The organism is [Acidovorax] ebreus TPSY (assembly GCF_000022305.1).
In the GTDB taxonomy this organism is placed as follows: Bacteria; Pseudomonadota; Gammaproteobacteria; order Burkholderiales; family Burkholderiaceae_C; genus Diaphorobacter; species Diaphorobacter nitroreducens.
On the sequence record NC_011992.1, the window covers coordinates 948,844 to 969,727 of the forward strand.

The 20,884-nt window shown below is 69.0% G+C and carries 14 protein-coding genes and 1 pseudogene; 11 read left to right on the plus strand and 4 right to left on the minus strand.

Annotation, left to right across the window (positions count from 1 at the left end; translation table 11 throughout):
- Positions 1-89: 89 nt before the first annotated feature.
- The 4 genes from DTPSY_RS04615 to DTPSY_RS04630 all read left to right on the plus strand — a co-directional run bounded on the left by DTPSY_RS04615 (position 90) and on the right by DTPSY_RS04630 (position 7,308).
- Positions 90-2,072 (plus strand): DNA topoisomerase IV subunit B, encoded by a 1,983-nt coding sequence (locus DTPSY_RS04615; RefSeq protein ID WP_015912658.1) that lies wholly within the window; start codon positions 90-92, stop codon positions 2,070-2,072.
- Positions 2,073-2,110: 38 nt separating this feature from the next.
- Positions 2,111-2,989: a lytic transglycosylase domain-containing protein gene (locus DTPSY_RS04620; protein WP_041838797.1), complete on the plus strand. Its 879-nt coding sequence runs from the start codon at positions 2,111-2,113 to the stop codon at positions 2,987-2,989.
- Complete coding sequence (gene parC / locus DTPSY_RS04625; RefSeq protein WP_015912660.1) at positions 2,986-5,340, plus strand: DNA topoisomerase IV subunit A; 2,355 nt, start codon at positions 2,986-2,988, stop codon at positions 5,338-5,340. Before DTPSY_RS04620 ends, parC begins: the two co-directional genes overlap by 4 nt.
- Positions 5,341-5,532: 192 nt before the next feature.
- Positions 5,533-7,308: a methyl-accepting chemotaxis protein gene (locus tag DTPSY_RS04630; protein ID WP_015912661.1), complete on the plus strand. Its 1,776-nt coding sequence runs from the start codon at positions 5,533-5,535 to the stop codon at positions 7,306-7,308.
- 133 nt (positions 7,309-7,441) lie between these two features.
- On the opposite strand, the gene DTPSY_RS04635 is transcribed toward DTPSY_RS04630, so the two are convergent.
- A complete protein-coding gene (locus DTPSY_RS04635; protein ID WP_015912662.1) occupies positions 7,442-7,900 on the minus strand; it encodes a RidA family protein in 459 nt (152 codons plus the stop codon).
- A 142-nt stretch (positions 7,901-8,042) separates the two neighbouring features.
- On the opposite strand from DTPSY_RS04635, the gene DTPSY_RS04640 reads away from it, so the two are divergent.
- From DTPSY_RS04640 to DTPSY_RS04650, 4 genes and pseudogenes are all read left to right on the plus strand, one after another.
- Positions 8,043-10,628 carry a DNA internalization-related competence protein ComEC/Rec2 gene (locus DTPSY_RS04640; RefSeq protein ID WP_015912663.1) on the plus strand — a complete coding sequence of 862 codons (2,586 nt, stop codon included), beginning with the start codon at positions 8,043-8,045 and terminating at the stop codon, positions 10,626-10,628.
- 48 nt (positions 10,629-10,676) lie between these two features.
- Complete coding sequence (locus DTPSY_RS04645) at positions 10,677-12,140, plus strand: circularly permuted type 2 ATP-grasp protein (RefSeq protein ID WP_015912664.1); 1,464 nt, start codon at positions 10,677-10,679, stop codon at positions 12,138-12,140.
- A 1-nt stretch (position 12,141) separates the two neighbouring features.
- Positions 12,142-12,210 (plus strand): annotated as a pseudogene (locus DTPSY_RS18785) (alpha-E domain-containing protein); the annotation flags it as partial.
- Positions 12,211-12,290: 80 nt separating this feature from the next.
- A complete protein-coding gene (locus DTPSY_RS04650; RefSeq protein WP_011804459.1) occupies positions 12,291-13,259 on the plus strand; it encodes an alpha-E domain-containing protein in 969 nt (322 codons plus the stop codon).
- A 33-nt stretch (positions 13,260-13,292) separates the two neighbouring features.
- Here the strand turns inward: DTPSY_RS04650 and DTPSY_RS04655 are convergent, their stop codons facing one another.
- The 3 genes from DTPSY_RS04655 to DTPSY_RS04665 form a co-directional block, all read right to left on the minus strand.
- Positions 13,293-13,670: a hypothetical protein gene (locus DTPSY_RS04655; RefSeq protein ID WP_015912666.1), complete on the minus strand. Its 378-nt coding sequence runs from the start codon at positions 13,668-13,670 to the stop codon at positions 13,293-13,295.
- A 152-nt stretch (positions 13,671-13,822) separates the two neighbouring features.
- Positions 13,823-14,095: a VF530 family protein gene (locus tag DTPSY_RS04660; protein ID WP_015912667.1), complete on the minus strand. Its 273-nt coding sequence runs from the start codon at positions 14,093-14,095 to the stop codon at positions 13,823-13,825.
- A gap of 109 nt (positions 14,096-14,204) precedes the next feature.
- Complete coding sequence (locus DTPSY_RS04665) at positions 14,205-15,119, minus strand: LysR family transcriptional regulator (RefSeq protein ID WP_015912668.1); 915 nt, start codon at positions 15,117-15,119, stop codon at positions 14,205-14,207.
- A gap of 165 nt (positions 15,120-15,284) precedes the next feature.
- Here DTPSY_RS04665 and DTPSY_RS04670 point away from each other — a divergent pair, with 165 nt between their 5' ends.
- From DTPSY_RS04670 to DTPSY_RS04680, 3 genes are all read left to right on the plus strand, one after another.
- Complete coding sequence (locus DTPSY_RS04670; RefSeq protein ID WP_015912669.1) at positions 15,285-16,124, plus strand: alpha/beta hydrolase; 840 nt, start codon at positions 15,285-15,287, stop codon at positions 16,122-16,124.
- 224 nt (positions 16,125-16,348) lie between these two features.
- A complete protein-coding gene (locus DTPSY_RS04675; RefSeq protein ID WP_015912670.1) occupies positions 16,349-17,608 on the plus strand; it encodes an efflux RND transporter periplasmic adaptor subunit in 1,260 nt (419 codons plus the stop codon).
- Positions 17,609-17,636: 28 nt separating this feature from the next.
- Positions 17,637-20,870: an efflux RND transporter permease subunit gene (locus DTPSY_RS04680; protein WP_015912671.1), complete on the plus strand. Its 3,234-nt coding sequence runs from the start codon at positions 17,637-17,639 to the stop codon at positions 20,868-20,870.
- Positions 20,871-20,884 lie beyond the last annotated feature (14 nt).

Sequence of the window (20,884 nt, forward strand, 5' to 3'; positions counted from 1 at the left end):
CGCCTGCTTGGCGCCCCCTGTGCAGCACGCTGGCGGGGCAAGAAAGCGTCACCATCCTGGTTTTATATCCAGCACTACAATCCGCCGCCATGGCAGTCAAACCCGCATCCACCTCCGCCAGCGACTACTCCGAAGGCTCGATCCGCGTCCTCAAGGGACTGGAGCCCGTCAAGCAGCGGCCGGGCATGTACACCCGCACCGACAACCCCCTGCACATCATCCAGGAGGTGCTGGACAACGCGGCCGACGAGGCACTGGCGGGCTTTGGCAAGAAGATCAAGGTGACCTTGCACACCGACGGCTCGGTGAGCGTGGAGGACGACGGCCGGGGTATTCCGTTCGGCCTGCATCCCGAGGAGAACGCACCGGTGGTGGAACTGGTGTTCACCCGCCTGCACGCGGGCGGCAAGTTCGACAAGGGCAAGGGCGGGGCCTACAGCTTCTCGGGCGGCCTGCATGGTGTGGGCGTAAGCGTCACCAACGCCCTGGCCACCCGGCTGGAGGTGGCCACCCACCGCGAGGGCCAGGTGGCGCGCCTGGTGTTTGCGGGCGGCGATGTGACCGAGCCGCTGGCGGCGCGCCCGCTGCAGGCGGGCGAGCGCAAGCAGGGCACCACCGTGCGCGTCTGGCCCGACGCCAAATACTTTGAGTCCAGCAACCTTCCGATGGGCGAGCTGACGCACTTGCTGCGCAGCAAGGCGGTGCTCATGCCCGGCGTTACGGTGCAACTGGTCAATGAAAAGACGCGCGACACCCAGACCTGGCAGTACAAGGGCGGTCTGCGCGACTACCTGGCGCAGACGCTGAGCGCTGACCCGGTGATCCCGCTGTTCGAGGGCGAGGGCTTCGCCGACCGCCACAACGAGAGCTTTGCCGAGGGCGAGGGCGCCGCATGGTGTGTGGCCTTCACCGAGGAAGGCCAGCCGGTGCGCGAGAGCTACGTGAACCTGATCCCCACCAGCGCCGGCGGCACCCATGAAAGCGGCCTGCGCGACGGCCTGTTCAACGCGGTCAAGAGTTTCATCGAGCTGCACTCGCTCCTGCCCAAGGGGGTGAAGCTGCTGCCCGAGGACGTGTTTGCGCGCGCCAGCTATGTGCTGGCGGCCAAGGTGCTGGACCCACAGTTCCAGGGGCAGATCAAGGAGCGGCTGAACTCGCGCGACGCCGTGCGGCTGGTGTCCAGCTTCGTGCGCCCGGCGCTGGAGCTGTGGCTGAACCAGCACGTGGAATACGGCAAGAAGCTGGCCGAACTGGCCATCAAGGCCGCGCAGACACGGCAAAAGGCCGGCCAGAAGGTCGAAAAGCGCAAGGGCTCGGGCGTGGCCGTGCTGCCCGGCAAGCTCACCGACTGCGAAAGCCGTGACCTGGCCTACAACGAGGTCTTCCTGGTCGAGGGCGACTCGGCCGGCGGCAGCGCCAAGATGGGCCGCGACAAGGAAAGCCAGGCCATCCTGCCGCTGCGCGGCAAGGTGCTCAACACCTGGGAGGTCGACCGCGACCGCCTGTTTGCCAACACCGAGGTGCATGACATCTCGGTAGCCATCGGCGTGGACCCGCACGGCCCGAGCGACACCCCCGACCTGTCCGGCCTGCGCTACGGCAAGATCTGCATCCTCTCCGACGCGGACGTGGACGGCTCGCACATCCAGGTGCTGCTGCTCACGCTGTTCTTCCGCCACTTCCCCAAGCTCATCGAGGCCGGCCATATCTTTGTCGCCCGGCCACCGCTGTTCCGCGTGGACGTGCCGGCGCGCGGCAAGAAGCCAGCGGCCAAGGTGTATGCGCTGGATGAATCCGAGCTGGAAAGCATCCTCGACAAGTGCGCCAAGGACGGCGTGCCGCGCGAGAAGTGCCAGATCAGCCGCTTCAAGGGCCTGGGCGAAATGAACGCCGAGCAGCTGTGGGAGACCACGCTCAACCCCGACACGCGCCGCCTGCTGCCGGTGCAGTTGGGCACGTTCGACTTCTCCGCCACCGAGGGCCTGATCACCAAGCTCATGGGCAAGGGCGAGGCCGCCGCGCGCCGCGAGCTCATGGAGCTGCACGGCGACCTGGTGGATGTGGACATCTGACGAAGGCACTCGCCATGACTGCGCGCCTGGGATACCGTATGCGTAACAGCCTTTTGGGGCTTTTGCGCACGGCTGGCATGTGCTGCGCGCTCCTTTTTTTGCAGCAAACCGCGCATGCGGACCTGTGGGCCTTCGTGGACGAGCGCGGCGTGACGCATTTCGCCGCGCAGCAGCTGGACGAGCGTTACGCGCTGTTCTTTCGCGGCAACGACTTCGACTCCGAGCGCGACGGCTCCAACACCGGACGTCAGGGTGCGGCCGATGTCTCCACCGGGCCGGCCAGTCCCTCGGGGGCGCGGCTGCTGGCCTTCTTCGAGGTGTCGCACGACTACAAGCTCGTGCGCCAGCACCTGCGCTCGGCGTCGGCGCGCCATGGCGTGGACTACGCGCTGCTGCAGGCGGTGATCGCCACCGAGTCGGGTTTCAACACCCGTGCGGTTTCACCGCGCGGCGCCGTGGGGCTGATGCAGCTCATGCCCGCCACCGCCAGCCGCTTCGGCGTGAGCGGCGACACCAGGCGCTCGGTGGAGCAAAAGCTGGTGGACCCCGCCACCAACGTGGCCGCGGGCACGCGCTACCTGCGCTACCTCATGGATCTTTTCGAGGGCCGCCTGGACTTGGCGCTGGCAGCCTACAACGCGGGCGAGGGTGCCGTGCAGCGCGCCGGCAACCGCGTGCCCGCCTACCGCGAGACGCGCAACTACGTACAGAGCGTGATGGGCCTGTATGCGCTGCTCAAGCCGCCGCTACCGACGCGCAATCAGCGCGCGAACCCGGGGCGCGTGCGCATGGAACTGCCCGCCACGCCCCATTCACTATCCGATGCCGGTGAGCGCGCCGACACGCAGCGCATGTCCACGCCTGCGCCCACGCGCCTGGCCCGGCAGTCATCGACCGAGTCTGTCTTCACTGAATGAGCGACCAACCCACTCTCGACTTCTCCGCGCCCGCCGACCACGGCGACAGCCTAGAACTGGCCGGCTACGCCCAGCGCGCCTATCTGGAATACGCCCTCTCGGTCGTCAAGGGCCGCGCGCTGCCCGACGTGTGCGACGGCCTCAAGCCCGTGCAGCGGCGCATCCTCTACGCCATGGACCGCATGGGCCTGGGCTACAGCGGGCCAAACCGCAACGTGGCGGCCAAGCCCGTCAAAAGCGCCCGCGTGGTGGGCGACGTGCTGGGCCGCTTTCACCCGCACGGCGACCAGTCGGCCTACGACGCACTGGTGCGCTTGGCGCAGGACTTCAACCAGCGCTACCCGCTGATCGACGGCCAGGGCAACTTCGGCAGCCGCGATGGCGACGGCGCGGCGGCCATGCGCTACACCGAGGCGCGTTTGACCCGCATCGCTGGCCTGCTGCTGGACGAGATCGACATGGGCACGGTGGATTTCGTGCCCAACTACGACGGCAGCACGCAGGAGCCGCGCCAGCTGCCCGCGCGGTTGCCATTCGCGCTGCTCAACGGCGCCAGCGGCATCGCCGTGGGTCTGGCCACGGAGATCCCCAGCCACAACCTGCGCGAGGTGGCCGACGCCTGCGTGGCCCTGGTCAAGAAGCCGCAGCTGAGCGACGAGGAGCTGTTCGCGCTGGTCCCCGGCCCTGACTACCCGGGCGGCGGCCAGATCATCAGCACTGATGCGGACATCCAGGACGCCTACCGCACGGGCCGCGGCAGCCTCAAGGTGCGCGCGCGCTGGAAGATCGAGGACCTGGCGCGCGGCCAGTGGCAGATGGTGGTGACCGAGCTGCCGCCCGGCGTCTCCGCGCAGAAGGTGCTGGAGGAGATCGAGGAGCTCACCAACCCCAAGGTCAAGACCGGCAAGAAGGCGCTCACGCAGGAGCAGACGCAGCTCAAGGCTGCCTTGCTGGCGCTGCTGGACGGCGTGCGCGACGAGTCCAGCAAGGACGCGCCGGTGCGCCTGGTCATCGAACCCAAGACCGGCAAGGTGCCGCAGCAGGACCTCATCACCGCGCTGCTGGCGCACACCAGCCTGGAGACTTCCGCGCCCATCAACCTGACCATGGTGGGGCTGGACGGCAGGCCCGTGCAGAAGTCGCTGCGCGAGATGCTGCAGGAGTGGATCGACTTCCGCCAGACCACCATCACGCGGCGCAGCCAGCACCGGCTGGACAAGGTGCTGGACCGCATCCACATCCTGGAGGGGCGGCAGCTGGTGCTGCTGAACATCGACGAGGTGATCGCCATCATCCGCCAGGCCGACGAGCCGAAGGCGGCGCTGATCGCGCGCTTTCACCTGTCGGACCGCCAGGCCGAGGACATTCTGGAAATCCGCCTGCGCCAACTGGCGCGGCTGGAAGCCATCAAGATCGAGCAGGAGCTGAAAGAGCTGCGCGACGAGCAGGGCAAGCTGGAGGACATCCTCGCCAACCCCGCCTCGCTGCGCCGCCTGATGGCCAAGGAGATCGAGGCAGACGCCAAGCTGTTCGGCGACGCGCGCCGCACGCTGATCCAGGCCGAAAAGAAGGCCGTGGCCGAGGTCAAGGTGCTGGACGAACCCGTCACCGTGGTGGTGTCCGAAAAGGGCTGGGTGCGTGCGCGCCAGGGCCACGGGCACGAGGCGGGCAGCTTCGCCTTCAAGTCGGGCGACGGCCTGTACGGCACCTTTGAGTGCCGCACGGTGGACACGCTCATCGTCTTCGGCAGCAACGGGCGGGTGTACTCGGTGGCCGTGTCCAGCCTGCCGGGCGGGCGTGGCGACGGCCAGCCCATCACCACGCTGATCGAGCTGGAGGCCGGCACGCAGCCGGTGCACTACTTCGCCGGACCGGCCAACGCAGCGCTGCTGCTTGCAGGCTCGGGCGGCTATGGTTTCCTGTCCACCGTGGAGCACATGACCGCACGCAACCGTGGCGGCAAGGCCTTTGTGAACCTGGGTGAGGGCGAACGCCTGTGCCGCCCCTCGCATGCGGCGTTCACCAGCGGCAGCCAGCCGCTGGCGCCCGCCACCCATGTGTGCTGCGCATCCGTGGGTGGGCGAGTGCTCACGTTTGAGATCGCCGAACTCAAGCTCATGGAAAAGGGCGGCCGCGGGCTGATGCTCATCGACCTGGAGCCCAAGGACCAACTGGCCGGCGCGGCGGCCTACACGCGCAGCGTGCGCTTCGTGGGCGTGGGCCGTGGCGGCAAGCCGCGCGAGGAGCAACTGGAGATCCGCTCGCTCAACAACGCGCGCGCGGCGCGCGGGCGCAAGGGCAAGGCGGCCGACTTGGGTTTCAAGCCGTCCGACGTGCTGCGCGTGGAGTGATTCAAAAACAATAGCTGGTCGCGCTTGCTGGTACAAGCTTTTACGGATAAAAGCCGTTGAAGTTCCGGTGTAGAAAGCGCGAGAAGCTATTTTTTTGATAGCGATAGTATGTCGCGTGGGCGGCGGGGCTTCTTTGTTGCGTTTGGTAGCATTCTCGCAACCCCGCCATAACGAATTCCAGGAGCCCACCCCATGAGATCGCTGCGCATTTCCCACAAACTCTGGCTCGCCGTGGGCTGCATCGTGCTGGCCCAACTGACCGTCGTGGGCGTGGCTGGTGTGCGCTCTGCCAGGGCGCAGGCCGAATCCGACGCCTTGAGCCGCGAGATGACGCAGCGCGTGCAGACGGCCACACGCTGGGCCGGCCTGACCGAGACCAATGCGGCCCGCACGCTGGCGCTGGTGCTCAGCACCGACGCCGTGGTGGAGCAGGCGTTCAAGGGCGACATTGCCGCCACCTCGGCGCGCATCAGCGAACTGCAAAAGGGGCTGGAAGCCATGGCCCTCACGCCCGCCGACCGCGAGCAGATGGGGCGCATCGCCACCGCGCGCAAGGCCATGATCGATCTGCGCAACCAGGCCCGCCAGCTCAAGGACGCCGGCAGCCATGATGAGGCGGTGCGCCTAGCGCAGCGGTCCTACGTGCCCGCAGTGACCGCCTACCTGGGCACGCTGCAGGAATTCGTGCGCATGCAGGAGCAGACCGCCCAGGCGCGCCAGGCAGAGATGGCCGCCACGCGCATGCTCACGGTGAAGCTGGCGGCCGCGGCCGCAGCCATGATGCTCGCGGCCATCGTGCTAGGGGCGTATTTCCTGATCCGCAGCATCCAGCGCCCACTGGCCGAGGCCAACGCGCTCGCGGCGCGCGTGGCGGACGGCGACCTGCGCGAGCAGGCGGTGGATGTGCAGCGCGGCGATGAATTTGGCGAGCTGCTGCGTTCGCTGGCGGGCATGCGCGACTCGCTGGCGCGCATGGTGCAGGAGGTGCGCCACACCACCGACAGCATTGCCGTGGCCAGCGCGCAGATCGCCACCGGCAACCAGGACCTGTCCGCGCGCACCGAATCCACCTCCAGCAACCTGCAGCAAACCGCCGCGGCCATGGAGGAGTTCACCAGCACCGTCCAGCACAGCGCGGCGACGGCGGGCCAGGCCAGCCAGCTGGCCGGCGGCGCGAGCGACGTGGCGCGCCGCGGCGGCAGCGTGGTGGGGGAGGTGGTGTCCACCATGGACGACATCCAGCACAGCAGCCGCAAGATCGCCGACATCATCGGCGTCATCGACGGGATCGCCTTCCAGACCAACATCCTGGCGCTGAATGCGGCCGTGGAGGCCGCGCGCGCCGGTGAGCAAGGTCGGGGCTTTGCCGTGGTGGCGGGCGAAGTGCGCAACCTGGCGCAGCGTTCGGCGTCGGCCGCCAAGGAGATCAAGGACCTGATCAGCGACTCGGTGGGCCGCGTGGAAAGCGGCTCGCGCCTGGTGCACAGCGCCGGCTCCACCATGCAGGAGGTGGTGCAGTCGGTGCAGCGCGTGGCCGACATGATGGGCGAGATCACCGCCGCCGCCACCGAGCAAAGCGCGGGCATCTCGCAGGTGAACCAGGCCGTGGGTCAACTGGACCAGATGACGCAACAGAACGCGGCGCTGGTGGAGGAGAGCGCCGCCGCGGCGCAAAGCCTGCGCGAGCAGGCCGATCACCTCACGCGCGTGGTGGCAGCATTCCGCATCGATGGCGCGGTAGCTGCTGTGCCGTCAGCCGCACGCCCCGTGCCGGCCGCTCCACAGGCACGTCCCATGCCGGTGGCACCTGTGGGCAAGGCACCCGCCGCGCCCCGCGCGGCGGCAGCGCCGGCACGGGCGCCGGCGCAGCGTGTGGCGGCCCCCCTGCGTGCGGCTGCTGCACCTGCCGCCGCCGCACGGCCTGCGGCACTGGCCCAAGGTGGTGAGGACGATTGGGAGTCCTTCTGATCCGCGTGCGGTCGCACGCCTTGCGCTGACGGGGCGCCTTGCTTGCCACGCGGGCGCGCGGGGCTGGCTCCTTCACCTCCCGCATGCCGCGACGAGCGCACGCGGGAGGCTGGGAAAGAACGCGGTGCGCGGCTTAGGCCAGCTCGGCGATCAACTCGATCTCCACGCAGGCACCCATGGGGATCTGTGCCACCCCAAAGGCGCTGCGCGCGTGCTTGCCCTTGTCGCCGAACACTTCGCCCAGCAGTTCGCTGGCGCCGTTGGTCACCAGGTGCTGCTCGGTGTAGTCGCCCGTGGAGTTCACCAGGCTCATCACCTTCACGATGCGCTGCACGCGGTTCAGGTCGCCGCCGGTGGCCGCATGCAGCGTGCCCAGCAGGTCGACGGCCACGGCGCGCGCGGCGGCCTTGCCTTCCTCGGTGGTGATGTCGCGGCCGAACTGCGCGGCCCAGGGCTTGCCGTCCTTGCGGGCAATGTGGCCGCTCAGGAACACCAGGTTGCCGGTCTGCACATAGGGCACGTAGGCGGCGGCGGGCACGGCCACGGGGGGCAGGGTGATGTTGAGTTCCTTCAGCTTGTCGTAAACGCTCATGGCAATCCTTGAAAACGAGGGCGGGCGCGGCACGGCCCGGGAAACGCGCCCACGGCCGCTGATGCGGCGTGGGACCGGGCGAGTGTTGCACATCGCCACGCCGGCGGAGCGCCCATCGCGTGCGTTCGCATAGCATGCGGCCATGGACCAGTGGGCGCCCGAAGGGCCACAGCACCAGCAGGGAGGGAGCACCGCCGCGCGGGTGGCGACGGCGTCCGCTCGCGTGCCGATCGCTTGCGTGCCTGTGGTGCGGTCCTGGCATCTGCCCATGGCGCTGGCTGCGGGGGTGCTGGGCGTGGCGCTGCAACTGCAGCAGCCTTCGCTGTGGCCCTGGCCGTCCTATGCGGGGTTGATGGTTGGCGCGCTGCTGGCGGCCGGGGCGCTCGCCTGGTGGGCCGGTGTGCGCGGCACGCGCCGCTGGCACGGCAGCGGCGTGGCGATTCTGGCCGCGGTGCTGATGTACGGGCTGTGCGGCATGCGCGCTGCGGTCTTCCTGGAGCAGTCTCTGGCGCCGGCGCTGGAGGGGCGTGATCTGCGCGTGACGGGCGTGGTTGCCGCCATGCCGCAGCCGCGCGAGACCGGATTGCGCCTGCGGCTGGAGGTGGAGGCGGCGCAACTGGACGGTGCGCCCGTGCGCGTGCCGCCGCTCATCGACCTGACCTGGTATGCCGGCGGGCTGGGTGATGAGGCAGGCGCGGACAGTCCTCCGCCCGCTGTGCGCGCCGGTGAACGCTGGCGCCTGACCGTGCGCCTGAAGGCGCCGCACGGCGGGCGCAATCCGCACGGCTTCGATTACGAGCTGTGGCTGTGGGAGCAAGGGGTGCAGGCCACGGGCTACGTGCGTACCAGCGCGCGGCTGGATGCGCTGCACGGCCCGCCTGAGCGGCTGGGCGCCACCTGGCGCCACCCCGTGGAGCAACTGCGCCAGCGGGTGCGCGACGCCATCGTGCGCACGCTGGTGGACCCTGCGCAGGATGCAGCCCGCCAGCGTGCGGCCGGGGTGGTGGCGGCGCTGGTCACGGGCGACCAGCGCGCCATCGAGCGGGCAGACTGGGATGTGTTCCGCGCCACGGGCGTGGCCCACCTCATGAGCATCTCGGGGCTGCACATCACGCTGTTTGCCTGGCTTGCGGCCGCACTGCTGGACCGGGCCTGGCGCCGCTCGCAACGCCTGTGCCTGGCCGTGCCCGCGCCCACGGCGGCGTTGGTGGGCGGTGTGCTGCTGGCCGCTGCCTATGCGCTCTTCAGTGGATGGGGCGTGCCCGCGCAGCGCACGGTGTGCATGTTGGCCACGGTGGCGCTGCTGCGCCTGTCGGGGCGGCGCTGGCCCTGGCCGCAGGTGTGGCTGCTGGCCTGCGCGGTGGTGCTGGCGGTCGATCCGTGGGCGCTACTGCAGCCGGGCTTCTGGCTGAGCTTTGTGGCCGTGGCCGTGCTGTTTGCTACCGATTTGGGAGCTGCTAGCGCTTATCCAGTGGGTATTACAGGCCGTTTTTATGCATTGCTTCGAGAACAGTGGGTGGTGACGCTGGCGCTCACGCCCCTCACGCTATTGCTGTTCGGGCAGGTTGCGCTGGTGGGGCTGCTGGCCAATTTGGTGGCGATTCCGTGGACCACGCTGGTGGTCACGCCGCTGGCGCTGCTGGGGGTGCTGTGGGCGCCGCTGTGGCAGGCGGCGGCGTGGTGCGTGCAGGCGTTGTCGGTGTTGCTGCAGTGGCTGGCAGCCTGGCCCTGGGCGCAGGTCGCTCTGCCCATGGCCCCGCAGTGGGCCGGCGCGGCAGCCGTGACCGGCGGCGTATTGCTGGCGCTGCGCCTGCCGTGGGGCGTACGTGCCCTGGGCCTTGCGCTGCTGCTGCCGGCGCTGTGGTGGCAGCCCGCGCGCCCGCAGCCGGGGCAGTTCGAGCTGCTGGCCGCCGACGTGGGCCAGGGCCAGGCCGTGCTGGTGCGCACGGCGCGCCATGCGCTGCTGTACGACGCCGGCCCGCGCTACCACCAGGACAGCGACGCGGGCGAGCGCGTGCTGGTGCCCCTGCTGCGCGCGCTGGGCGAACGGCTGGACCTGCTGGTGTTGAGCCACCGCGATACCGACCACACCGGCGGCGCCGCGGCAGTGCTGGCGCAACAGCCGCAGGCACGCCTGCTGGGGTCGATTGAGGCCGACCATGCACTGCAGGCCCTGCGGCCCGCCGAGCCTTGCCTGGCAGGCCAGCACTGGAACTGGGACGGCGTGCTTTTCGAAGTGCTGCACCCGCCGCGCGATGCGGGCGATGGGCCGGGCGCCCGTGCGCCGACGTCCAATGCCACGAGCTGTGTGCTGCGCATCGCAGCCGCGGGGACCAGTGACAAGACCGGCGGTGCGGTGGCCCTGCTGGTGGGCGACATCGAGCGCGCGCAGGAACAGGCGCTGGTAGATGGCGGTGCAGCGCTGGCGGCAGACCTGCTGCTGGTGCCGCACCATGGCAGCAAGAGCTCGTCCAGCGCGCCATTCCTGGATGCCGTGCAGCCGCGCACCGCGCTGGTGCAGGCCGGCTACCGCAACCGCTTCGGCCACCCCGCGCCCGACGTGGTGGCGCGCTACCGGCAGCGCGGCGTCTTGCTCGTGCAGTCGCCGCCCTGCGGTGCGGCGCGTTGGGTATCCGATGCGCCGCTGGCCGTGCACTGTGAACGAGAGGCCACGCGGCGCTACTGGCACCACCGCGTGTCCGAGGCGTCACTTTTGCCGCAGCCGTAGCGTTGCCGGGCCTGCAACTTGCTATCCTGGGTGCAGGAGGCACGCCGCATGCAGCAGTTCGACGAGATGTACACCGTGCTGCCCTTCGGGGGCAGCGACGTGCGGGCGCACTACCGGCATTACGGCCAGTGGCTGGCGCAGCAGCCGGCCGATGCCATGCAGGCCCGCCGCGCGCAGGCCGAGGTGATCTTCCGCCGCGTGGGCATCACCTTCGCCGTGTATGGCGACAAGGACGAGGAGGGCGCCGGGACCGAGCGGCTGATCCCCTTCGACCTGATTCCGCGCATCATCCCCGCGCAGGAATGGCGCCGCATGCGGCGCGGCCTGGTGCAGCGCGTCACGGCGCTCAACCGCTTCATCCACGACATCTACCACGGCCAGGACATCCTGCGCGCAGGCATCGTGCCTGCCGACCTGATCCTGGCCAATGCGCAGTTCCGTCCCGAGATGGTGGGCCTGGACGTCCCGCAGGACGTGTACGCGCACATCGCGGGCATCGACCTCGTGCGCGCGCCGGGCGCGGATGGCGAGGGCATCCACTACGTGCTGGAGGACAACCTGCGCGTGCCGTCCGGCGTGTCATACATGCTGGAAAACCGCAAGATGATGATGCGGCTGTTTCCCGAGCTGTTTGCGCTGCACAAGGTGGCCCCCGTGGCGCACTATCCCGACCTGCTGCTGGACACGCTGCGTGCCAGCGCGCCGGCCTGGAGCAGCGCCGACCCCACCGTGGTGGTGCTCACGCCCGGCATGCACAACAGCGCCTATTTCGAGCACGCCTTCCTCGCGCAGCAGATGGGCGTGGAGCTGGTCGAAGGCCAGGACCTGGTCGTCAAGGACAACGTCGTCTACATGCGCACCACGCGCGGCCTGCAGCGCGTGCATGTCATCTACCGGCGCGTGGATGACGACTTCCTCGACCCACAGGTGTTCCGGCCCACCTCCACACTGGGCTGCGCGGGGCTCATGCAGGCCTACCGCGCGGGCAACGTGGCCATTTGCAACGCCGTGGGTACAGGCATTGCGGACGACAAGTCGGTGTACCCGTACGTGCCCGAGATGATCCGCTTTTACCTGGGCGAGCAGCCCATCCTGGCCAACGTGCCCACCTGGATGTGCCGCCGCCCTGAAGACCTGCAGTACGTGCTGGGGCATCTGCCGGAGCTGGTGGTCAAGGAAGTGCACGGCGCGGGCGGCTACGGCATGCTCATCGGACCCGCGGCCACGCGCGCCGAGATCGAGGACTTCCGCGCCGCGCTCCTCGCTAATCCCGCGGGCTACATCGCCCAGCCCACGCTCTCGCTCTCGACCTGTCCTACCTACGTGGATGCGGGCATCGCGCCGCGCCACATCGATCTGCGGCCCTTCGTGCTCAGTGGACAGAAAGTGCAGATGGTGGCCGGCGGGCTCACGCGCGTGGCGCTCAAGGAGGGCTCGCTCGTCGTCAACTCGTCGCAGGGTGGCGGCACCAAGGACACCTGGGTGCTGGGAGATGAGGATGGAGGTCAATGAGATGCTGAGCCGCACTGCCGACCATCTGTTCTGGATGTCCCGCTACACCGAGCGGGCAGACAGGTCCGCCGCAGGCGGGCTTGCGCCACAACACGGCGGGCGCGCGCAGCGCGTGCGGGGTTTGCTGCCCGCCCAAGCCGAGGAGGCCACATGCTGAGCCGCACTGCCGATCACCTGTTCTGGATGTCCCGTTACACCGAGCGGGCAGAAAACACCGCCCGCATGCTCAACGTCAGCTACGAGACCTCCCTGCTGCCGCAGTCCGATGCCCAGGCGCAGGAGGGCTGGCGCGGGCTGCTGTCAATCAGTGAGCTGATTCCCGCCTACACCGCGCGGCAGGGTGCGATCACGGCCACGGGTGTGTTGCGGTTCATGGTGTGCGACGAGGGCAACCCGTCGTCCATCGCCGCGTGCCTGCGCGCGGCGCGCGAGAACGCGCGCGCCGTGCGCGGTGCCCTCACCACCGAGGTGTGGGAGACGCTGAACCAGACCTGGCTGGAGCTGTCACGCCAGCTGCGCGAGGGGGCCTTCGAGCGCGACCCCGGGCAGTTCTTCGAATGGGTGAAGTACCGCTCGCACCTGTCGCGTGGGGTCACGCTGGGCACCATGCTGCAGGACGAGGCGTTTCACTTCCTGCGCCTGGGCACCTTCCTGGAGCGCGCCGACAACACGGCGCGGCTGCTGGACGTGAAGTTCCATGCGGTGCAGAGCGATTTCCATGGGTTGGCGGGTGATGCCCGCCGTTCCACGCCCGAGGCCGACTTCTACCACTGGAGCGCCATCCTGCGCAGCGTTTCGGCGTTTGAGGTCTACCGCAAGGTGTACCGCGACGTGATCACGCCCGAGCGCGTGGCCGACCTGCTCATGCTGCGGCGGGACATGCCGCGTTCGCTGCATGCCAGCATGCACGAGGTGGTGGACAACCTGGCCGCCGTCGCGCATGAGCATTCGGGGGAGACCGAGCGGAGGGCCGGGCGTCTGCTGTCCGATCTGCGTTACGGCCGCATCGACGAGATCCTGGCCACCGGCCTGCATGCCTACCTCACGCAGTTCCTGGACCGCGTGAACGAACTCGGCGGCTGCATCAGCAGGGACTTTCTCGCGCCCGCGGCGGACTGACCGGCACTTCCGGGCCCGGGCTCCGGGGGGGGTTTATTGGCCCTGTGCCATCTGGCGGCTCTGGGCATCGTGCGCGCAGTTCGCGCGCGCGCCTTGGCGGGCAGGGGGCACCAGGCCGTACTGGGCCAGCACGCTGGCCTCCAGCTCGCCCGACTCGCGCGCGCATTGCAGTTCGGCAATCACTTCAGCGCGTGTGCGGCCGACAGCGTTGGTACGGTCGTGGGTGGAATGGGGCATGGCGGCCACCTGCGTCTGTGCCGCCGAGGGCGCGGGGGCGTGCTGCGGCACCTGGGCCAGCGCGCCCGTGGTGGCGGTGCCGGCCAGCGCCAGTACGGCACTGGCGATGGCGCCGCGCAGCAAGGGGCGGCGCGTGGAAGGGACCTGCGAGGTCAGCGTATGCAAGGCGTTCATGAGGGCTCCTGTGGGGACACTGCCGGCGGCACCATGCCGTCCGTGGAGCCACTGTGCCGGCCCGCCCGTCGGCGTTCCAGCGCATTGCGACGAGCCGCGCGCCGGCGTGCGCCAGCTGCCGTGCACGTTCGCCAGTGCGGCCGTCGCCGCGGTCAACGCGATGCGTTGCGCCGCTGCTCGCGCAGCATGAACAGGTACAGGCCCTCGACCTTTTCGCGCGCCCATGGCGTCTTGCGCAGGAACTTGAGGCTGGAGGCGACGCTGGGGTCGCTCTGGAAGCAGCGCACGGGAATGCGGCTGGCCAGACCCTCCCAGCCGAAATACTGCTGCAGCGCCACGACCATCGCCTCCAGCGTGATGCCGTGCAGCGGATTGCGGGGCTGTGCGGGTGGTTGTGGGGCGGGCGCTCCAGGTTGGTCGGTCATGGACGGCGAGCATACGCGCTTGCCGCTCACGAACGTTGGTTTGAAAGAAATTGCCCTATAGCGCTTATTTGGTAAGCGCCAACAGCTATTAAAAATATAGCAATTGCCTCTACTGGTGTTGCAGCAGCGGCTCGTTGGCAAACAGCTCCGCAGCCCAGTCGACGAAGGCGCGTACCTTGGCGCTCAGATGGCGGTTGGGCGGATACACCACGTACACGGGCAGCACGGGGTGGGACCAGTCGGGCAGCACGCGCACGAGCTCGCCGCGCTCGAAGTGCTGCTGGGCCTGGAAGGTGGTGATCTGCCCCACGCCCTGGCCGGCGACGAGGGCGTTCAGATAGGCGTTGCTCTCGTTCACGGCCAGGTGAGAGGGGCCCGAGGTTTCGATCACCTCGCCGTCCTTGTGAAACTCCAGCGGATAGCGGCGCGCCGAGACGGGCGAGAAGTAGATCACGGTGCGGTGGCTGCGCTCCAGGTCCAGAGGGTGCGCGGGCACGCCAAAGCGCTCCAGGTAGGCGGGCGCGGCCACGGTGATGAATTCCAGGTTGCCGATGCGCCGCGCCACCAGGGACTGGTCGGCCAGCTCGCCGCCGCGGATCACACAGTCGACGTTGTCGCCGATGAGGTCCACGGTGCGGTCGCTGACGCCCAGGTCGATCTGGATGTCGGGGTAGCGCTCCTGGAACTGCGCCAGGTTTGGCACGATGAGCAGCCGCGCCACCGACGATCCCACGTCCACGCGCAGACGTCCGCGCGGGTTGGCGCGCGCCTGGCTCATGCTGGCTTCGATGTCGTCGAAGTCGGCCAACAGGCGCACGGTGCGGTCGTAGAACGCGGCGCCGTCGGCCGTCACGGTGACGCGGCGCGTGGTGCGGTTGAGCAGCTTCACGCGCAGGCGCTCCTCCAGCGCCTGGACGTGCTTGGTCACGGTGCCCTTGGGCAGCTGCAGTGAATCGGCGGCGCGCGTGAAGGTGCCAGCTTCGACCACCCGCGCGAATATGCGCATGGCCTGTATCTGGTCCATGTGCTTCTCCTTCTCTTGTCCCTTGTGAGGCCGACGGATTTTCACACGCACCGTGCGCGCCGATTGTTCGGCATTGGGAAACAGTGCGGTGAAAGATGCACCATTTATCGGCACTGCCCGCCTCGCTACATTTCCCATCAACCGGACTTGCCGGCCAACCCAACCATGATCCAGAGCACCCGTCCTTCATCGCCCTCCCTCTGCACCGACACCACCATTGAGGTGGCCACGGAGCAGCAGGTGGCCGTGCGCATGTACGGACGCAAGAAAGCTGGCGAGACGTCGCCGCTGGTGGTGCATTTCCATGGTGGCGCATTCGTGTCGGGTGACCTCGACAACGGTTGCACGGTGGGTGGGCTGCTGGAGGCCGCGGGCGCGCGGGTGGTGTCGGTGGCGTACCCGCTGGCACCGGCGCATCCGTTTCCCCAGCCGCTGGAGACCGGCTACGCCGTGCTCAAGTGGGCGTTCAAGCACCGCTCGCGCCTGGCGGGGCCGGGTGCGCTCGTGTATCTGGCGGGCGAGGAGGCGGGTGGCAACCTGGCGGCGGGCATCAGCATGATGGCGCGCGACCAGTCGCACCCACCGCTGGCCGGCCAGATCCTGCTGTCGCCCATGCTGGACCCCTGCGTGGGTACTCCGTCGCTGCGCGCCGCCACGGGCGAAGCCACGGCGTGCAAGTGGGCCGATGGCTGGCTGAAGTTTTTCCGCTGCGCGCGCGATGCCGAGCATCCCTACGCCGTGCCCGGTACCGCGCAGCGGCTGGCGGGGCTCCCGCCCACGCTGGTGCTGGTGGGCGACACCGACCCCCTGCGCGACGAGGCGCTGGCCTACGCCGCGCGCCTGGAAGCGGCGGGGCTTGCGGTCAAGCGGCATGTCTTCACCCAGGCGGCGCAGTGGCCCGACGCCCTGCTGCAACCCGGAACGAATCCCTGCCCCTGCGCGGTGCAGGTGCAGGAGCAGTTCCGGCTTTTCTTTGAGGCCACGCGATGTCCGGCATCGAGCTGAGCCTTGGGATCCAGCCCCTGTACGGGCTTTAGGGAGGGGCGAGGCGCCTGATCCTCACCCGCGGTGAGTTTTCGCGCGCCGAGCCCGCTCCAGCGCCAACCCGGCGTTCCCGCTGCCCCTGCTGTTCCGGCTTTGCGTGCCGGAGGAGAAAGCCTTGCCTGAATCTGCCGCCGCGCACTGCGAGCGGCCTGTCGTTGATTGCCGAAAGGCCTGGAGGAATCACCATGAATTCACCATTTTTCTCGTCGTCCCGTCGCCGCTGGTGGACCGCCGCCGGCGTGTCCCTTGCCGTGGCCGTAGCCGGGGGAACCGTGCTGGGCCTGCAAAGTTCGCATGCCGAGGCGCCCGCCGCTGGCACGGCCCCGCAGGCCATGCCGGTCTCTGTGGCGGCCGTGCTGCAGCAGGACATTGCGCTGTGGGACGAGTTCTCCGGCCGGCTGGAAGCCGTGCAGCGCGTGGACATTCGCCCCCGTGTGGCGGGCGCCGTGCAGGCGGTGCATTTCCGCGAGGGCGCACTGGTGAAGCAGGGCGACCTGCTCTTCACCGTGGACCCTGCGCCCTACGCGGCCGAGGTGGACCGTGCGGAGGCACAGGTCGTCGCCGCGCAGGCCCGCGTGTCCTACACCCGCAGCGAGATGGAGCGCGCCACGCGCCTGTGGGAAGAGCGCGCCATTGCCCAGCGCGAGCACGACGAGCGTGCCAACGCCCAGCGCGAGGCCGAGGCCAACCTGCGCGCGGCCCAGGCGGCGCTGCAGACCGCGCGGCTGAACTTGGGCTACACGCAGGTGCGCGCGCCCGTCGCGGGGCGGGTGGGCCGCATCGAGGTCACGGTGGGCAACTTGGTGGCGGCGGGGGCCGGCGCGCCGGTGCTTACCACGCTGGTCTCGGTGAGCCCGATCTATGCGAGCTTCGACACTGACGAGCAGGTGGTTGCGCGTGCGCTGGAAGACCTGCGCACCAGCACGCGCTCCAGTGGCAACGCACGTGCCGCGGTGGACCGCATACCGGTGCAGATGGGCACGGGCACCACGGGTGGCACGCCGCACGTGGGGCACCTGCAACTCATCGACAACCAGGTGGACGCCCGCAGCGGCACGGTGCGCGTGCGCGCGGTGTTCGACAACGCCGACGGCACGCTCATGCCGGGCCAGTTCGCACGCATCCGCATGGGCCAGGCGCACCGCTCCTCGGCCGTGCTCATCAACGAGCGCGCCGTGGGCACGGACCAGAACAAGAAGTTCGTGATGGTGGCGGGCGAGGGCGACAAGGCCGAATACCGCGAAGTGCACCTGGGGGTGCACGTGGATGGGCTGCGCGTCGTCACCTCGGGCCTCAAGGCTGGCGAGCGCATTGTCGTGAATGGCCTGCAGCGCGTGCGCCCCGGCGTGCAGGTGGCGCCGCAGGAGGTGCCCATGGCCGCCAAGGCCGAACTGGACGGCAACGGCGCGCAGGCGCGCGCCACGCCCAAGCAGCCCGCTGCCTGAGGGGGCGGCGCAACGAAGGACCTTCACCATGAACCTGTCCCGCTTCTTCATCGACCGCCCGATCTTCGCGGGCGTACTGTCGGTGCTCATCTTTCTTGCCGGGCTGATCGCGCTGCGCGCGCTGCCGATCTCGGAATACCCCGAGGTCGCGCCGCCCTCCGTGGTGGTGCGCGCCACCTACCCTGGCGCCAACCCCAAGGTGATCGCCGAGACCGTGGCCATGCCGCTGGAGGAATCCATCAACGGCGTGGAGGGCATGCTCTACATGGGCAGCCAGGCCACGACCGACGGCGTGATGACGCTCACCGTGACCTTTGCCCTGGGCACCGACCCGGATAAGGCGCAGCAACTGGTGCAGAACCGCGTCTCGCAGGCCGAGCCGCGGCTGCCGGAGGAGGTGCGCCGCTTGGGGCTGACCACGGTCAAGAGCGCACCCGACCTGACGATGGTCGTGCACATGGTCTCGCCCAACGGCCGCTACGACATCGACTATCTGCGCAACTACGCCGTGCTCAATGTGAAGGACCGCCTCGCGCGCATCCAGGGCGTGGGGCAGGTGCAGATCTTTGGCGGCGGCGACTACTCCATGCGCGTGTGGCTCGACCCGCAGAAGGTCGCGCAGCGCGGCCTCTCGGCCAGTGATGTGGTGGCCGCCATCCGCGGTCAGAACGTGCAGGCCGCGGCCGGCGTGGTGGGCGCATCGCCGGGCCTGCCGGGCGTGGACCTGCAGCTGTCCATCAACGCGCAGGGGCGCCTCACGACCGAGGAAGAGTTCGGCGACATCATCGTCAAGACCGGCGAGGATGGCGCGGTGACCCGTCTGCGCGACGTGGCCCGGCTGGAGCTGGGCGCGGCCGACTACGCGCTGCGCTCGCTGCTCAACAACGACCCGGCCGTGGGCATGGGCGTGTTCCAGGCGCCGGGGTCCAACGCGCTGGACATTTCCACCAACGTGCGCGCCACCATGGCAGAGCTGCAAAAGAACATGCCCGAGGGCGTGGAGTTCCGCATCGCCTACGACCCCACGCAGTTCGTGCGGGCGTCGATCAAATCCGTCATCCAGACGCTGCTGGAAGCCGTGGCGCTGGTGGTGATCGTGGTGATCCTGTTCTTGCAGACCTGGCGCGCCTCCATCATTCCGCTGCTGGCCGTGCCGGTGTCGGTAGTGGGGACGTTCGCCGTGCTGCACCTGCTGGGCGTCTCGATCAACGCCTTGAGCCTGTTCGGACTGGTGTTGGCCATCGGCATCGTGGTGGACGACGCCATCGTGGTGGTGGAGAACGTGGAGCGCAACATCGAGGCGGGCCTGACGCCGCGCGAGGCCACCTACCGCGCCATGCGCGAAGTGAGCGGGCCCATCATCGCCATCGCGCTGGTGCTGGTGGCGGTGTTCGTGCCGCTGGCGTTCATCAGCGGCCTGACCGGGCAGTTCTACCGCCAGTTCGCGGTGACCATCGCCATCTCCACGGTGATCTCGGCGATCAATTCGCTCACCCTGTCGCCAGCGTTGAGCGCGCTGCTGCTCAAGGGCCACCACGAGCCCAAGGATGCGCTCACGCGCGGCATGGACCGTGCGTTCGGCGGTTTCTTCCGCCGCTTCAACCACGTGTTCCACCGGGGCTCGCAGGCCTACAGCGGCGGCGTGCGCCGCGTGGTGGGGCGCAAGGCGCTGATGCTGGCCATTTACCTGGCCCTGGTGGGCGTCACCTGGGGCCTGTTCAAGGCCGTACCGGGCGGCTTTGTGCCGGCGCAGGACAAACAGTACCTGATCGGCTTTGCGCAGCTGCCCGACGGCGCCACGCTGGACCGTACCGACGACGTGATTCGCCGCATGGGTGAAATCATGAAGAAGAACCCCAACGTGGAAGACGCCATCGCGTTTCCGGGCCTGTCGATCAACGGCTTCACCAACAGCTCCAACGCGGGCATCGTGTTCGCCACGCTCAAGCCCTTCGCCGAGCGCACGCGCGCCGACCAGAGCGGTGGGGCGGTGGCCGGGCAGCTGAACCAGGCATTCGGCGGCATCCAGGATGCGTTCATCGCCATGTTCCCGCCGCCGCCGGTGGCGGGGCTGGGCACCACGGGCGGGTTCAAGCTGCAGATCGAGGACCGTGCGTCGCTGGGCTACGAGGCCATGGACGCGGCCGTGAAAGCCTTCATGGCCAAGGCATACCAGACGCCCGAGCTGACGGGCCTGTTCACGAGCTGGCAGGTCAACGTGCCGCAGCTCTATGCCGCCATCGACCGCACCAAGGCACGCCAGCTGGGCGTGCCGGTCACGGACATCTTCGATACGCTGCAGATCTACCTGGGCAGCCTGTATGCCAATGACTTCAACCAGTTCGGCCGCACCTACAGCGTGCGCGTGCAGGCCGACGCGGCCTTCCGTGCCCGCGCAGAAGACGTGGCGCTGCTGAAGGTACGCTCCACGACGGGCGAGATGGTGCCGCTGTCGGCGCTGATGAGGATCGAGCCCAGCTTCGGCCCCGAGCGTGCCATGCGCTACAACGGCTTCTTGTCGGCCGACGTGAACGGCGGGCCGGCGCCCGGCTACTCGTCGGGCCAGGCGCGGGCGGCGGTGGAGCGCATCGCCGCCGAGACGCTGCCCCAGGGCATCTCCTTCGAATGGACCGAACTGACCTACCAGGAGATCCTGGCCGGCAACTCCGCGGTGTTGGTGTTCCCCATCGCCATCCTGCTGGTGTTCCTGGTGCTGGCCGCGCAGTACGAGAGCCTCACGCTGCCGATCGCCATCATCCTGATCGTGCCCATGGGCCTGTTGGCCGCCATGACGGGCGTTTGGCTCAGCGGCGGGGACAACAACGTGTTCACGCAGATCGGGCTCATCGTGCTGGTGGGACTGTCGGCCAAGAACGCCATCCTGATCGTGGAGTTTGCGCGCGAGCTGGAGTTTTCCGGCCGCACGCCGGTGCAGGCCGCCATCGAGGCCAGCCGCCTGCGGCTGCGGCCCATCCTGATGACCTCGCTGGCCTTCGTGATGGGGGTGTTGCCCCTGGTGCTGTCCACCGGTGCGGGTTCCGAGATGCGCAGCGCGATGGGCGTGGCGGTGTTCGCCGGAATGATCGGGGTGACGGCCTTCGGTCTCTTCCTCACCCCCGTGTTCTACGTGGCGCTGCGCCGCATGGCCGGTAACCGCCCGCTGCAGCAGCACGGTAGCCATACCGCGCCATTGATCGAAGAGACCGGCGCCGGCGGCGCGGCGCGTCCCCTGCCGGCCGCGCCGCGCGGGCAGCACGAATGAAAAAGGAATTCCCC

Coding starts and splice junctions, on each gene's coding strand:
- DTPSY_RS04670 (WP_015912669.1), top strand. CDS start 15,285: ATGATCCAGAGCACCCGTCCTTCATCGCCCTCCCTCTGCACCGACACC.
- DTPSY_RS04655 (WP_015912666.1), bottom strand. CDS start 13,670: ATGAACGCCTTGCATACGCTGACCTCGCAGGTCCCTTCCACGCGCCGC.
- DTPSY_RS04615 (WP_015912658.1), top strand. CDS start 90: ATGGCAGTCAAACCCGCATCCACCTCCGCCAGCGACTACTCCGAAGGC.
- DTPSY_RS04650 (WP_011804459.1), top strand. CDS start 12,291: ATGCTGAGCCGCACTGCCGATCACCTGTTCTGGATGTCCCGTTACACC.
- DTPSY_RS04675 (WP_015912670.1), top strand. CDS start 16,349: ATGAATTCACCATTTTTCTCGTCGTCCCGTCGCCGCTGGTGGACCGCC.
- DTPSY_RS04635 (WP_015912662.1), bottom strand. CDS start 7,900: ATGAGCGTTTACGACAAGCTGAAGGAACTCAACATCACCCTGCCCCCC.
- DTPSY_RS04630 (WP_015912661.1), top strand. CDS start 5,533: ATGAGATCGCTGCGCATTTCCCACAAACTCTGGCTCGCCGTGGGCTGC.
- DTPSY_RS04680 (WP_015912671.1), top strand. CDS start 17,637: ATGAACCTGTCCCGCTTCTTCATCGACCGCCCGATCTTCGCGGGCGTA.
- DTPSY_RS04620 (WP_041838797.1), top strand. CDS start 2,111: ATGCGTAACAGCCTTTTGGGGCTTTTGCGCACGGCTGGCATGTGCTGC.
- DTPSY_RS04640 (WP_015912663.1), top strand. CDS start 8,043: ATGGACCAGTGGGCGCCCGAAGGGCCACAGCACCAGCAGGGAGGGAGC.
- parC (WP_015912660.1), top strand. CDS start 2,986: ATGAGCGACCAACCCACTCTCGACTTCTCCGCGCCCGCCGACCACGGC.
- DTPSY_RS04660 (WP_015912667.1), bottom strand. CDS start 14,095: ATGACCGACCAACCTGGAGCGCCCGCCCCACAACCACCCGCACAGCCC.
- DTPSY_RS04645 (WP_015912664.1), top strand. CDS start 10,677: ATGCAGCAGTTCGACGAGATGTACACCGTGCTGCCCTTCGGGGGCAGC.
- DTPSY_RS04665 (WP_015912668.1), bottom strand. CDS start 15,119: ATGGACCAGATACAGGCCATGCGCATATTCGCGCGGGTGGTCGAAGCT.